General features: G+C 66.7%; 13 protein-coding genes. 10 read left to right on the forward strand and 3 right to left on the reverse strand.

The window, feature by feature from the left end; translation table 11 throughout:
- Positions 1-18: 18 nt before the first annotated feature.
- Positions 19-1602 carry an acyl CoA:acetate/3-ketoacid CoA transferase gene (locus DBR12_RS01890; protein ID WP_108615698.1) on the forward strand — a complete coding sequence of 528 codons (1584 nt, stop codon included), beginning with the start codon at positions 19-21 and terminating at the stop codon, positions 1600-1602.
- A gap of 77 nt (positions 1603-1679) precedes the next feature.
- Here DBR12_RS01890 and DBR12_RS01895 read toward each other — a convergent pair whose 3' ends face one another.
- Together DBR12_RS01895 and DBR12_RS01900 are read right to left on the reverse strand one after the other, a co-directional pair.
- Positions 1680-2186 carry a MarR family winged helix-turn-helix transcriptional regulator gene (locus tag DBR12_RS01895; protein WP_108615699.1) on the reverse strand — a complete coding sequence of 169 codons (507 nt, stop codon included), beginning with the start codon at positions 2184-2186 and terminating at the stop codon, positions 1680-1682.
- A gap of 156 nt (positions 2187-2342) precedes the next feature.
- The gene (locus tag DBR12_RS01900) at positions 2343-3887 is read right to left on the reverse strand and encodes a YifB family Mg chelatase-like AAA ATPase (protein ID WP_108615700.1); all 1545 of its coding nucleotides are present in this window, start codon (positions 3885-3887) and stop codon (positions 2343-2345) included.
- A 225-nt stretch (positions 3888-4112) separates the two neighbouring features.
- Here DBR12_RS01900 and DBR12_RS01905 point away from each other — a divergent pair, with 225 nt between their 5' ends.
- The 9 genes from DBR12_RS01905 (at position 4113) to DBR12_RS01945 (ending at position 12866) form a co-directional block, all read left to right on the forward strand.
- Entirely contained in the window at positions 4113-4823 is a 711-nt protein-coding gene (locus DBR12_RS01905) for a TorF family putative porin (protein WP_108615701.1), read from the forward strand.
- A gap of 43 nt (positions 4824-4866) precedes the next feature.
- Positions 4867-5205 (forward strand): P-II family nitrogen regulator, encoded by a 339-nt coding sequence (gene glnK, locus DBR12_RS01910; protein WP_108615702.1) that lies wholly within the window; start codon positions 4867-4869, stop codon positions 5203-5205.
- A gap of 36 nt (positions 5206-5241) precedes the next feature.
- Entirely contained in the window at positions 5242-6786 is a 1545-nt protein-coding gene (gene amt, locus DBR12_RS01915) for an ammonium transporter (protein WP_108615703.1), read from the forward strand.
- Between the two features lie 275 nt (positions 6787-7061).
- Entirely contained in the window at positions 7062-8204 is a 1143-nt protein-coding gene (gene glcE / locus DBR12_RS01920; RefSeq protein WP_108615704.1) for a glycolate oxidase subunit GlcE, read from the forward strand.
- A gap of 32 nt (positions 8205-8236) precedes the next feature.
- The gene (locus tag DBR12_RS01925; protein ID WP_108615705.1) at positions 8237-9034 is read left to right on the forward strand and encodes a YoaK family protein; all 798 of its coding nucleotides are present in this window, start codon (positions 8237-8239) and stop codon (positions 9032-9034) included.
- Between the two features lie 53 nt (positions 9035-9087).
- Complete coding sequence (gene glcF, locus DBR12_RS01930) at positions 9088-10350, forward strand: glycolate oxidase subunit GlcF (protein WP_108615706.1); 1263 nt, start codon at positions 9088-9090, stop codon at positions 10348-10350.
- Positions 10351-10480: 130 nt separating this feature from the next.
- Positions 10481-11374, forward strand: coding sequence for a ProQ/FINO family protein (locus tag DBR12_RS01935; RefSeq protein WP_233244251.1), 894 nt, complete (start codon positions 10481-10483; stop codon positions 11372-11374).
- A 200-nt stretch (positions 11375-11574) separates the two neighbouring features.
- Positions 11575-12066, forward strand: coding sequence for a GyrI-like domain-containing protein (locus tag DBR12_RS01940; RefSeq protein WP_108615708.1), 492 nt, complete (start codon positions 11575-11577; stop codon positions 12064-12066).
- 65 nt (positions 12067-12131) lie between these two features.
- Positions 12132-12866: a YafY family protein gene (locus tag DBR12_RS01945; RefSeq protein ID WP_108615709.1), complete on the forward strand. Its 735-nt coding sequence runs from the start codon at positions 12132-12134 to the stop codon at positions 12864-12866.
- 11 nt (positions 12867-12877) lie between these two features.
- Here the strand turns inward: DBR12_RS01945 and DBR12_RS01950 are convergent.
- A partial coding sequence (locus DBR12_RS01950) for a LytTR family DNA-binding domain-containing protein (protein ID WP_146185443.1) occupies positions 12878-13222 on the reverse strand: 345 nt, incomplete at its 5' end.

The following is a 13222-nucleotide window of genomic DNA, read 5'->3' on the forward strand; positions in this document are numbered from 1 at the left end:
CATTTTGCAAAGCACACCATGAAAATCATCACCGCAGCCCAGGCCGGGGCCCTGATCCCCGACAACGCCACCATCTTCCTGGGCGGCTTGGCCGTCTCCAGCCTGCCCGAGGAAGTGCTCAAGGGCATCGAGAAAAATTTCCTCGACCACGGCCATCCGAAGAACGTGACCACCTGGGCCTGTGGCGCCATCGGCAACAGCAAGGACGCGGGCATGGTGCACTTTGCCCACCCCGGCATGATCAAGCGCACGGTGGCGGGCCACTTCGGCCAGACGGGCGCGGAGATGATGAAGATGGTGTTCGACGGCGAGGTGGAGGCCTACAACTTCCCGCAGGGCAGCCTGTCGCACCTCACGCGCCACATCGCCAGCCGCAGCCCCGGGCTGCTGACCAAGGTGGGCCTGGGCACGTTTGTGGACCCGCGCATCGAAGGCGGCAAGCTCAACAGCAAGTCCACCGAAGACCTGGTCAAGCTCGTCGAGTTCAACGGCGAGGAATGGCTGTTCTACCCCTCGCCCAAGGTTGATGTGGCCATCATCCGGGGCACGCTGGCCGATGAGAACGGCAACATCACGCTCGACAAGGAAGGCGTGTTGCTGGAGCAGATCAACATCGCCCACGCGGCCAAGGCCTGCGGCGGCATCGTGATTGCGCAGGTGGAGCGCATCGTCAAGGCGGGCAGCCTGCACCCCAAGTCGGTCAAGGTGCCCGGCGTGTCGGTGGACTATGTGGTGGTGAGCCAGCCCGAGAACCACATGCAGACCATCACCACGCAGTTCAACGCCGCGCTGTGTGGCGACGTGCGCGTGCCGGTGAACTCGCTGGCGCCCATGGCACTGGACGAACGCAAGGTCATCGCACGCCGCACCGCGCTGGAACTCAAACCCGGCGCCATCACCAACCTGGGTATCGGCATCCCTGCCGGTGTGCCGTCGGTGGCGGCGGAAGAGGGCGTGGCGGACCAGTTCACGCTGAGCGTGGAAAGCGGCATCACCGGCGGCATCCCCGCGCAGCTGGGCGACTTTGGCACTGCCTATAACGCCGACGCGATCATCGAGCAGTCGCTGCAGTTCGACTTCTACGATGGCGGCGGGCTGGATGCGAGCTTCCTGGGCCTGGCACAGGCTGACAACCAGGGCAACGTGAACGTGAGCAAGTTCAACGGGCGCCCCGTGGGCTGCGGCGGTTTCGTGAACATCACGCGCTCCACCAAGAACCTGGTGTTCTGCGGCACCTTCACCGCAGGTGGCCTGGAGGTGAAGGTGGCGGACGGCCAGCTCACCATCGCCCGGGAGGGCCGATCGCGCAAGTTCATCGAGCAGGTCGAGCAGATCACCTTCAACGGGCTGGATGCCGCAAAACGTGAGCAAAACGTGCTCTTCGTGACCGAGCGCGCCGTGTTCCACCTGACCACCGAAGGCCTGGAGCTGACCGAGATCGCACCCGGCATCGACCTGGAACGCGACGTGCTGGCGCATATGGGCTTCACGCCGATCATGCGCAATGTGAAGACGATGGACGCGGGCCTGTTCCACGAAAAGTGGGGCGGGCTGGCGGCGGCCATGGCCGCGAAGTCTGAGGCGGTGGCCGCAGCCCAATAAGCAGGGCGCAGAAGCTGCCCGTGGCCGGGCAAAAATCAAATACCAAGGGGCGCTGGCTGCAGTGCCCCTTTTCTTTTTCAGGCCCCGTCGCGGGCGTAGACCTTTTGCAGCAGGCGGATCAGCGTCTTGCGTTCGGCGGCGGTAAGGCCTGCGGTGGCGTCCACTTCCAGCTGCGCGGCGGTCTGCTCGGCTTGGGCGGTCAGCTGCACACCGGAAGGCGTCAGGTGCAGGCCCATGGCGCGGCCGTCGCTGGGGTGGGGGCGGCGTTCGATCAGCCCGCGCCGCTCAAGCGCTGCCACCAGGCCCACCAGGTTCGGCGGCAACACGCCCAGTGTCATGCACAGCTGGCGCGAGGTCACGCCCGGGTTGTGCGCCACCAGCGACAGCACCGAAAAATCCACAACCTTGAGCTGGTACACCGCCATGCGCTCCATGAACACCTCGATCACCGCCAGCGACGCGCGCCGTGCGTTGTAGCCCACCAGGGTGCGCAAAAAACCGGTGTCCACCGATTCTGGAGCGGGAGTGGCCGGGGTATCGAGCGTGGCGGCGGTGGTCTTTTTGGAAGTGCGGCGGCTGGGCATGGGGCGATTGTGGCGGCGCAGTGTGTGGATGGGCGCAAGACAGCGAAAAAATTGATCCAAATCAGCCGTCTCCGCCTGTCTGTATTGCCTGTTTAGCTATAAAAATAGTAGTGAATGATGGGTAAAACCCGCAGCAGCACACCCTTGGCGTGCGCCTCAGGCGGGGTGCCGCAGAACGCGGCGGTACTGCACGGCCTCGGCCACATGGCCCACTTCGGTGTCGGTGGCGCCTGCCAGGTCGGCAATGGTGCGGGCCACCTTGAGCGCGCGGTGGGTGCTGCGCGCCGACCAGCCCAGGCGGGCTGCAGCGGTGTTCAGGAACTTCGCGGCTGCGTCCTGCAGTTGCAGGTGGGCGTCGATCTCCTGGCCCTGCAGCGCCTGGTTGGACTTGCCCTGGCGGGCCAGCGCGCGCTGGCGGGCGTGCTCGACCCGCGTGCGGATGGCGGCAGTGGATTCACCCGCAGGCGCCTGCACCAGCTGCTCGGCAGGCAGAGCGGGCACCTCCACATGCAGGTCGATGCGGTCCAGCAGCGGGCCGCTGAGCTTGGTCTGGTATCGGTTCACCTGGTCGGGCGTGCAGCGGCAGGCGCGCTGCGTGGAGCCCAGAAACCCGCAGGGGCAGGGGTTCATGGCCGCAATCATCTGAAAGCGTGCCGGAAACTCCGCGCGTTGCGCCGCGCGGGCGATGGTGATGTGGCCCGTCTCCAGGGGCTCACGCAGGGCCTCCAGCGCGGCCCTTGGGAACTCCGGGAGCTCATCCAGAAACAGGACGCCCTGGTGGGCCAGAGAGATTTCACCGGGGCGAGGGGGCGAGCCGCCGCCCACCAGCGCGACCGCACTGGCGGTGTGGTGCGGCTGGCCCGTCGGCCTCTGGCCCCAGGTTTCGGGGCGAAAGCGCCCGGCCAGACTGGCGATGGCGGCGCTCTCCAGCGCTTCTTCCACCGTCATGGCGGGCAGCAGGCCTGCAAAACGCTGGGCCAGCATCGACTTGCCCGAACCCGGCGGCCCGGCCATCAGCACGCTGTGGCCGCCTGCGGCAGCAATCTCCAGTGCGCGCTTGGCCGCAGCCTGGCCTTTCACGTCGGCCATGTCGGGGCCGGTGGTGCGGGTGGCCAGGGGTGTAGCCGCCAGGCGGGTCCAGCCGTCGTTGGCAATGTCGGCATCGCCGCCTGCCACGCTGCCTGGGGGGAGAAAGGCGCGCACCACGTCCAGCAGGTGGCGTGCGCGCACCACCTGGGCGTCGGGCACCAGGGCGGCCTCTTCGGCGCTGCCGGGGGGCAGCACCAGCTGGGTGTTGATCTGCTGCGTCTGCAGCGCCAGGCTGGTGGCCAGCGCGCCGCGCACCGGGCGCAGCTCGCCCGACAGCGACAGCTCGCCCGCAAACTCGTAGCCCGTCAGGCGGCTGGCATCGACCTGGCCGCTGGCAGCGAGGATGCCCAGGGCAATGGGCAAGTCGAAGCGGCCTGAGTCCTTGGGCAGATCAGCAGGCGCCAGGTTCACGGTAATGCGCTTGTTGGTGGGGAACTCCAGCCCCGCGTTCTGCAGTGCCGAGCGCACGCGCTCGCGAGCCTCCTTCACCTCCACCTCGGCCAGGCCCACCAGCGTGAAGCTGGGCAAACCGTTGGCCAGATGCACTTCAACGGTGACAGAAGGCGCCAGCATCCCCAGAAGGGCGCGGCTTTGCACCAAAGCAAGACTCATGAAGCGGTTTCTCCCCAGTTGGGTGCGTTTATGGGTTTGTGGGCGCGGGTTTGGGGGTCATTGCACCAGTTGGGTGCATGGCGCCAAGCACCACTCCCGCCACTGTACTGGGGATTGTTGTAACCCAACGCAACAGTGCCGGGGCCTCGCCCGCAGTGCCTGCGGATGCAATGGCACGGTCCGTGCTTAAAGCGCTTGTCCCTACTTTGTCCAACCGGAGGAAACATGACCCGCGCCATCATCAAGTCCCTGGGCGTTGCCCTTGTTGCAACCCTTCCCGTCCTGGCCAGTGCCCAGCTCACCGGCAACGTCAGCCTGACCACCAACTACAAGTTCCGTGGCCAGGACCAGGATATTTCAAAGGCCAAGGCCGTCAAGCCTGCACTGCAAGGCGGTTTTGACTACGCCTTCGGCGAAACCGGCTTCTACGTGGGCAACTGGAACTCCAGCGTGGACTGGCTGACTGGCAACTCGCTCGAATCCGACATCTACGGCGGCTACAAGTTCAAGGCCGGCGGCGTGGATCTGGACGTGGGCCTGCTGACCTACATCTACCCCGGCAACAGCAACGGCAACACCACCGAAGTCTATGGCGCTGCCACCTTCGGCCCCGTGACGGCCAAGTACTCGCACACCCTGTCCAAGGACTACTTTGCCTACGCAGGTCCTGGCTTGAAGGGCCGTAACACCGGCTACCTGAACCTGGCGTTTGCCCAGGAAGTGGCTCCCAGCACCACGCTGAAGGCGTCCGTCGGTTTCACCCGCTTCGGTGGCGACATCACGGCCCCCAACTTCATGGACTACAGCGTGGGCGGCGCATACGACTTCGGCGGCGGTGTGTCCCTCGGCGCTGCCGTGGTGGGCGCCACCAAGAAGGCTTTCTACGGCCCGGTCAACAAGTCGCGCGTGATCGTCACGCTGACCAAAACCCTGTAAATCTCAATGGGCGCCCTGGGCGCCCATTCCGGAGGAATCCAAAATGAAAATGGTGACAGCCATCATCAAGCCCTTCAAGCTGGACGAAGTGCGCGAAGCGCTTTCGGACATCGGCGTGCAAGGCATCACGGTCACTGAGGTCAAGGGTTTTGGCCGCCAGAAGGGCCACACCGAGCTGTACCGTGGTGCAGAGTATGTGGTGGACTTTTTGCCCAAGGTCAAGATCGAAGCCGCCATTGCAGACGACCTGGTGGACCGCGTGATCGAGTCCATCGAAAGCGCTGCGCGCACCGGCAAGATCGGTGACGGCAAGATTTTTGTGACCCACCTGGAACAGGTGGTGCGCATCCGTACGGGTGAAACCGGCAAGGAAGCCCTGTAAGGGCCCGGTCGCAACAGACACAAGAGAAGAAATGCCATGAAAAAACTGCTTGCTTCCTTCATTCTGGGGTTGGGTCTGCTGACCATGGGCAATCTGTCCCTGGCCCAGGCTCCTGCCGCCGAACCGGCGGCCGCCACCGCCGCTGCCGCTGCCCCGACTGCCGACGCCGCTGCCCCCGCAGCAGCAGCCGCTCCGGCTGCCGCACCCGCCGCTGCTCCTGCGGCTGCAGCAGAAGCGCCAGCGCCCGTCCCCAACAAGGGTGACACGGCCTGGATGATGACTTCCACCTTGCTGGTGATCCTGATGGTTCTGCCTGGCCTGGCTCTGTTCTACGGCGGCCTGGTGCGCAGCAAGAACATGCTGTCCGTGCTGATGCAGATCATGGTCACGTTCTCGCTGATCGTGGTGCTGTGGTTCATCTACGGCTACAGCCTGGCGTTCACCGAAGGCAGCGCCTTCATTGGGGGCTTTGACCGGCTGTTCATGAAGGGCATCTGGGACAACGCTGCGGGCACGTTTGCCAACGCCGCCACGTTCAGCAAGGGTGTCGTGATTCCTGAAGTGGTGTTCGCCGCCTTCCAGGCCACGTTCGCCGGCATCACCTGCGCACTGATCGTGGGTGCGTTCGCCGAGCGCATCAAGTTCAGCGCTGTCATGCTGTTCATGGTGCTGTGGTTCACCTTCAGCTACCTGCCCATTGCCCACATGGTGTGGTTCTGGATGGGCCCTGACGCCTACGCTTCCAAGGAAGTGGCCGACGCCATGACCGGCAAGGCGGGCCAGATCTGGCAGTGGGGTGCTCTGGACTTCGCTGGCGGCACCGTGGTGCACATCAACGCCGCTGTGGCGGGCCTGGTGGGCGCGTTCATGGTCGGCAAGCGCATTGGCTACGGCCGTGAAGCCATGGCGCCTCACAGCCTGACGCTGACCATGGTGGGCGCCTCGCTGCTGTGGGTGGGCTGGTTCGGTTTCAACGCCGGTTCTGCCCTGGAAGCCAATGGCTTCGCAGCCCTGGCCTTCATCAACACCCTGGTGGCCACGGCCGGTGCCGTGCTGGCATGGTGCATTGGTGAAGCGCTGATGCGTGGCAAGGCTTCGATGCTGGGTGCAGCCTCGGGTGCCGTGGCGGGCCTGGTGGCCGTCACTCCGGCTGCGGGCAACGTCGGTATCGGCGGTGCACTGGTCATCGGCCTGGTGGGTGGTTTTGCCTGCCTGTGGGGTGTGAACGGTCTCAAGAAGATGCTGGGTGCAGACGACTCGCTCGACGTGTTCGGCGTGCACGGCATCGGCGGCATCGTGGGTGCCCTGCTGACCGGCGTGTTCAACTCGCCTTCCCTCGGCGGCCCCGGCTACGTGGCGGATTGGGTGACGGCCTCCATGGTCACTGCTGCCGACTACTCCATTGCCGCTCAGGTGTGGACGCAGGCCAAGGCCGTGCTGCTGACCATCGTGTGGTCGGGTGTGGTGTCCTTCGTGGCCTACAAGATCGTTGACCTGACGCTGGGCCTGCGTGTCACGGAAGAAGACGAACGCGAAGGTCTGGACATCACTTCGCACGGCGAGACGGCGTACAACCGCTGATCTTCGGCCCTGCGCCCCACGCGCTGCGGTGTCTGGTGGCACCGTGGCGTTGTAGCAAGAAAAACAAGCGAGTTACTCCTCTTGGTTCTTTGGCCCGCCGACCACCGGCGGGCCATTTTTGCGCCAGCAGGGGGCTCGCTTGGCTTGTTCTGGAGCAGGGGCGTCGCGCCCCTTGCTGTCCCTTTCCACCAGGCCGCTGTCCTTCACAAGCGCTGTTCAAAAAATTCACGCACCCCGCCTGCCGTGCCGCACACCGCTGCCGCTACGATGCGCGGATGGACTTCTCCCTTGCCCCGATTGCCGAGCGCGTGCGTGCCGCTGCGGCCGACCAGACCCCGTTGCGCATTCGCGGTGGTGGCACCAAGGACTTCCACGGCCTGGCCCTGCATGGCGAGGTGCTCGACACCCGGGGGCTGCGCGGCATCGTGAGCTACGAGCCCAGCGAGCTGGTCGTTACCGTGCGCGCGGGCACCCCGCTGGTCGAGCTGGAGGCCCTGCTGGCCGAAAAAGGCCAGTGCCTGCCTTTTGAGCCACCGCATTTCGCCAAGGCCCCTTCAGACGCCGCCACCGTAGGCGGCATGGTGGCTGCGGGGCTGTCGGGCCCCGCGCGCGCCAGCGTGGGCGCGGTGCGCGACTACCTGCTGGGCGTGACGGTGCTCAACGGCAAGGGCGAGCTGCTGTCCTTTGGCGGCCAGGTCATGAAAAACGTGGCGGGGTATGACGTGTCGCGCCTCATGGCCGGTGCATGGGGCACGCTGGGCCTGCTGACCGAGGTGAGCCTCAAGGTGCTGCCCGTGGCGCCCGGCGAGGCCACGCTGCGGTTCGATGGCATCAGCCAGGCCGACGCCCTGCGCCAGTTGCACGCCTGGGGCGGCCAGCCGCTGCCGCTCAACGCCAGCTGCTGGCTACCCGGCGCGGTGGTAGATCAGGGCGTGGGCACGCTGTATGTGCGCCTGCGCGGCGCCGTGGCAGCGGTCGAAGCGGCGTGCAAGACCATGGGTGGCACCCGCATGGACGACAACGCCGCCGTGGCTGCCGACTGGGCCGCCTGCCGCGAGCAGACCCTGCCCTGGTTCACCGATCGCGCCCAGCGCCCAGACCATGCGCTGTGGCGCCTGTCCGTGCCTGCCACCGCCCCGGTGCTGGCCCTGCCTGGCGGTGCAGAGCCGCTGGTGGAATGGCATGGCGCATTGCGCTGGCTGCAGGCCCCCGAATCGGCGGGCGAGGCCCTGCGCGAAGCCGCCCATGCAGTGGGTGGAAATGCTTCTGTTTTTGTAGCTGCAAGCACAGGCGGGACAGGCGCAAAGGGCCTTTTTGACTTCAAATCCGCAGCGCTGGAGCAGATCCACACCCGGCTCAAGCACAGCTTTGACCCGGCGGGCATCTTCAACCCCGGCCGGGTGGCGCAGGCCTGGTAAGCGCTGCCGCCCGGTTCTCTTTCCACCCCCGAATGCGCCGCCTTCGCCACCTCACCGGACACCACCGCACGGTGGCCAGCAACCGGGCTCTGGGCCTGCTGCTGGCCTTCAATGCGGGGGCTGTGAACGCAGGGGGCTTTCTGGTCGTGCACCTTTACACCTCGCACATGACCGGGTTTTTATCCTCGCTGGCCGACAACCTGGTGCTGGGCCAGATGAAGCTGGTGCTGGGTGCGATTGGTGCGTTGTGGGCGTTCATGTCCGGCGCGGGCACCACGGCCATCATGGTCAACTGGGCCCGCCAGCGCAGGCTGCGCAGCACCTTTGCGCTGCCGCTGCTGCTGGTGGCCCTGCTCATGCTGCTGTTTGGCCTGGTGGGCGCCATCACCCTCAACTGGCCCACGCCGTTTGCGGTGCCGCTCACGGTGCTGCTGCTGTCCTTCATCATGGGCCTGCAGAACGCCACGGTGACCAAGATGTCCTCGTCGCAGATCCGCACCACCCACATGACCGGCGTGGTGACCGACCTGGGCATCGAGATGGGCAAGATGCTTTACTGGAACCGCACCGGCACCGCGCCCGAGTCGCAGGTGCGGGCCAACCAGGCAAGGCTGCGGCTGTTCGCCGGGCTGCTGGGGGTGTTTCTGGTGGGCGGCATCGCGGGCGCAGCGGGCTTCAAGCACGTGGGCTTTGTGTTTGTGGTGCCGCTGGCGCTGGTGCTGCTGGCCCTATCGTTGCCACCGCTGTGGGCTGACCGCGCCCGCCTGCGCCACTCCTGGCGCAAGGCGCTCGTGCTCGACGCGCCTCTGGACCCCCCGGCCGCGCGCTGAGTGCGCCACCCCGCCACGCCCCTTTTTTCTGTTTCCTCGCCCAGGCATGCACCATGCAAACCCAGCTCTCCCCTGAATACCGCGCCCGCGCCGATGGCATCGAGGCCGAATCCATCCTGCGCAAATGTGTGCACTGCGGCTTTTGCACCGCCACCTGCCCCACCTACCAGTTGCTGGGCGACGAGCTGGACGGCCCGCGCGGCCGCATCTACCTCATCAAGCAGGTGCTCGAAGGCGCCGAGCCCACACGCAAGACCCAGATGCACCTGGACCGGTGCCTGACCTGCCGCAACTGCGAAAGCACCTGCCCCAGCGGCGTGCAGTACGGCCACCTGGTGGACATCGGCCGCAAGATCGTCGATGAAAAAGTGCCCCGCCCCGTGGGCGAAAAAGCCCTGCGCTGGGCGCTGAAAGAGGGCCTTCCCTCGCCGCTGTTCGCCCCCGCCATGAAGGCCGGGCAACTGGTGCGCGGCCTGCTGCCCCAGGCGCTCAAGGCCAAGGTGCCTGCTCCGCAGGACGCTGGTGCCTGGCCCACGCGCGAACATGCCCGCAAGGTGCTGATGCTGGCGGGCTGCGTGCAGCCGGCCATGATGCCGAACATCAACACCGCCACCGCCCGCGTGCTCGACGCGGTGGGCATCCAGACCGTGATCGCGCCCAAGGCGGGCTGCTGTGGCGCCGTCAAGTTCCACCTCAACGACCAGGCAGGCGGCATGGCCGAGATGCGCGCCAACATCGACGCCTGGTGGCCGCTGGTGGACCCGGACGGATCGGGCGGGGTCGAGGCCATCGTCATGAACGCGTCGGGCTGCGGCGTCACCGTCAAGGAATACGGCCACATCCTGAAGGACGACGCGCAGTACGCCGCCAAGGCCGCGCGCATCAGCGCCCTCACGTGCGACCTGTCGCAGCTGCTGCCCGCCATGCTGCCCGAGCTGGCCGACAAGCTGCAGGGCCGTGTGCAGCAGCCCGGCACGCTCTACGCCTACCATCCGCCGTGCACCCTGCAGCATGGTCAAAAACTGCGCGGCGGTGTCGAGGCGCACCTGAACCAGCTCGGCTTTCAGCTGCGCACCGCACGCAACGATGCCCACCTGTGCTGCGGCTCGGCGGGCACGTACTCAGTGCTCAACCCCGACCTGTCGTACCAGCTGCGTGACCGCAAACTGGGTGTGCTGGCCGAGGCCTTTGGCGAGCAGCCGCCCGATGTGATCCTTTCGGCCAACATTGGCTGTATCACCCACCTGCAAAGCGGCACGGGCACACCGGTGCGGCATTGGGTGGAGGTGCTGGACGAGGCGCTGCACACCCCCTGAAAAAGGGTCTCCGAGGCGCGGTCCGCCCCTTCGCGCAGCCCTCCATCCCGGGCCTCTTGCGGCACGCAGGTGCAACACTGGCATGATCGAGGGTTTTGTCGCATCCCATTCGCCCCCGAACCGCACAGCCATGACCGACTCCGCGTCCGCACAAGAACAACCCCACGCAGCCCCTGAAGCCCCCGTGGCCGCGCCTGTGGTGGCCGAATCTGCCGCCGCCGTGGCAACCGCTGCGCCTGCCGGTGAAGCCGGTGCAGCCCAGCCGCAGCGCAAGGGCGGGTCCCGCCGGGGTGGCCGCAACCGCCGCAAGCCCGAGGGGCGCCCCGCGCCCGAAGGGGCGAGCGAGGCCACCGCACCCGGCGCCGCCCCGCGTGCGCCCCAGCGCGTGCACCCGGCGCTGGAGCAACTGGCGGCGTTGTACCCGCACCTTTTTGGCGCGGTGTTCCGCCCCCTCAAGCGCGGTATCTTCCAGGACATCCTGGCCGCCCACCCCGAGTTGTTCGAGCGTGATGCGCTCAAGGTGGCGCTGGGCCTGCACACCCGCTCAACCCGCTACCTGCAAAGCGTGGCGGCGGGCGACAAGCGCCACGATCTGCAAGGCCAGCCGGTGGAGGCGATGGCGCCCGAGCATGTGCACCACGCCCTGCTGGAGGTCTACCGCCGCCGAAAGGCCCGCGCCACCGAAGACCTGCTGCCCAAGCTGCGCAACCGCATGATCGCAGCGTTCGAAGCCTCGGGCCTCACGCGCGAGGACTACACCGCGCTGGTTGCAAGCCGCGACGAATCGGCCAACACCCTGCTCGAAGAAGCCTTTGCCGATTGGGCCGCCCGCAACGCCAAGGATGAAGCGCTGCTGCGCGCCTTTGAGGCCAGCGGCCAGACGCTGGAAGCCTTTGCCGACATGTACGGCCTGGTGCCCCGCACCGTGGGCCAGCAGATCGAACGCGCGCGCCGCCTGGCCACCGCGCGGGCGCAGGCCACCGTGGCAGCCGAGCCTGCAGTGTCTGCCGTCCAAGGCGACTAAGGCCCAAGCGACCAAGGCCGACTCGGCCAAAAATCCCGCCGGTGGTGCGCCGTGCCACGGCGCCCACGCCGTGGCCGCCGGGGTAGGCGCAGGCTACTGACATCAGGCTGTCAGCAGCGTGCACGCACCATGCCTCTCTCGCACAACGCCCTTCGGCCCGTGCACCGATTTCATTCACTGAAGACGAGAGAGGACCTGCCATGCACCCAACCACCGCACCCACCCCCATCCAGATCCCCGCTTTCAGCGTGGCCGGTATTGCTGTGCGCACGCGCAACAGCGAAGAGATGAACCCTGCCGTTGCACGCCTGGGCGGCCTGTGGAACCGCTTTTTCAGTCAGAGCTGGGAGCGCAAGCTGCCCAGCCGGGGCGACGATGGCCGCATCTTCGGTGTGTACAGCGGCTATGAATCGGACGAGCACGGCGCTTTTGACGTGACTGCAGGCGTGGCCGTTGCCGAGCCAGAGCTGGTGCACAAGACCGTGCCCGACGCGCACCGCATCGACATCGAGGCGGGTGACTACCTTGTGTTCAACGGCGAGGGCGACATGCCGCAGATGGTGATCGACACCTGGGTCCGCATCTGGCACTACTTTGCCGAGAACCCGCAGGTGCAGCGCCGTTTTGGCACGGATTTCGAGGCCTACGAAGGGCCCGACAAGGTGGCGATCCATGTGGGTGTTGTGCTATAAATAATATAGCTACAAATGCTTGATGGACAGGCGGTGAAGCCTTAAAAAACTGATAATCCCAGCCCATGCGCCGTGCCGACCGCCTGTTCCAGATTGTTCAGCTCATCCGTGGGCGGCGCCTGTCCACGGCTGCATTTCTGGCTGAGCGGCTTGAAGTCTCTGCGCGCACTATCTACCGCGATGTGGCGGACCTCCAGCACCAGGGCGTGCCCATTGAGGGCGAGGCCGGTGTGGGCTACCGCCTGGGCGCGGGCTTTGAGCTGCCGCCCCTGATGTTCAGCCAGGGCGAGGCCAATGCGCTGGTGGCTGCCGCGCGGCTGGCCCAGGCCTGGCTCGACGCCGGGCTGGCGCGCGAGGTGGAGGGCGCCCTGGGCAAGATTCTGTCGGTGCTGCCCCCGGCCGCGCGCGTGGCAGCCGAGGCGCAAGCGCTGTATGCGCCAGCGGTGGGCCTGGACCCGCGTGCCCAGGCCACGCTGCAGGCCCTGCGCGAAGCCGTGCACAGCTGCCATGTGGTGCAGATCAACTATGCCGACGTGCAGGGCCGCCCCAGCCTGCGGCGCCTGCGGCCACTGGGTTGTTTTTACTGGGGCAAGGTCTGGACGCTGTCGGCCTGGTGCGAGCTGCGCAACGACTTTCGGGGCTTTCGCATCGACCGCATCGTGGACCTGGTGGTACTCGACGAACAGTTCCGCCAGGAGCCTGGCAAAACCCTGGCCGACCTGCTGCGCAAGGTGGAGGCCGAGATGGCGGCCTGTCCGCCCGAGGGGGCGCCAGCGCGGAGGCCGGGCCTCACTACCTGAGGGGGCTGTTCTCAGCCCACGCGGGGCGCCAGCCCGTCCCGGTAGCGTCGGCTGCACGGCACGCTGCTGCCATCCTTCATCACCAGACGCGCATCGCCGCTGTCCAGCGGTTCGATGACGGCGATGGCATCCAGGTTGACGGCGTAGCTGCGGTGCACGCGCACGAAGCGTGACGGGTCCAGCTGGGTGAGGAAGTCGGTGAGCGTGGAGCGCAACAGGTAGTCGTGCCCGTTCACATGCAGGCCCACATAGTTGGCTTCGGCCTGCAGCCAGGCGATGTCGGTGGCGGCGATCAGGAACTCGCGCCGCAGCTTGCGCACCAGAAAGCGCTCGGGCCGTGCCGGGGTGGGTAGGGG

This window comes from Acidovorax sp. HMWF029, assembly GCF_003060895.1.
Classification (GTDB): domain Bacteria; phylum Pseudomonadota; class Gammaproteobacteria; order Burkholderiales; family Burkholderiaceae_C; genus Acidovorax.

Bases quoted from the DNA above. Each gene is read 5' to 3' on its own strand.
- glcE (WP_108615704.1), top strand. From the start codon at position 7,062: ATGGACTTCTCCCTTGCCCCGATTGCCGAGCGCGTGCGTGCCGCTGCG.
- amt (WP_108615703.1), top strand. From the start codon at position 5,242: ATGAAAAAACTGCTTGCTTCCTTCATTCTGGGGTTGGGTCTGCTGACC.
- DBR12_RS01890 (WP_108615698.1), top strand. From the start codon at position 19: ATGAAAATCATCACCGCAGCCCAGGCCGGGGCCCTGATCCCCGACAAC.
- DBR12_RS01945 (WP_108615709.1), top strand. From the start codon at position 12,132: ATGCGCCGTGCCGACCGCCTGTTCCAGATTGTTCAGCTCATCCGTGGG.
- DBR12_RS01940 (WP_108615708.1), top strand. From the start codon at position 11,575: ATGCACCCAACCACCGCACCCACCCCCATCCAGATCCCCGCTTTCAGC.
- glnK (WP_108615702.1), top strand. From the start codon at position 4,867: ATGAAAATGGTGACAGCCATCATCAAGCCCTTCAAGCTGGACGAAGTG.
- DBR12_RS01935 (WP_233244251.1), top strand. From the start codon at position 10,481: ATGACCGACTCCGCGTCCGCACAAGAACAACCCCACGCAGCCCCTGAA.
- glcF (WP_108615706.1), top strand. From the start codon at position 9,088: ATGCAAACCCAGCTCTCCCCTGAATACCGCGCCCGCGCCGATGGCATC.
- DBR12_RS01900 (WP_108615700.1), bottom strand. From the start codon at position 3,887: ATGAGTCTTGCTTTGGTGCAAAGCCGCGCCCTTCTGGGGATGCTGGCG.
- DBR12_RS01895 (WP_108615699.1), bottom strand. From the start codon at position 2,186: ATGCCCAGCCGCCGCACTTCCAAAAAGACCACCGCCGCCACGCTCGAT.
- DBR12_RS01905 (WP_108615701.1), top strand. From the start codon at position 4,113: ATGACCCGCGCCATCATCAAGTCCCTGGGCGTTGCCCTTGTTGCAACC.
- DBR12_RS01925 (WP_108615705.1), top strand. From the start codon at position 8,237: ATGCGCCGCCTTCGCCACCTCACCGGACACCACCGCACGGTGGCCAGC.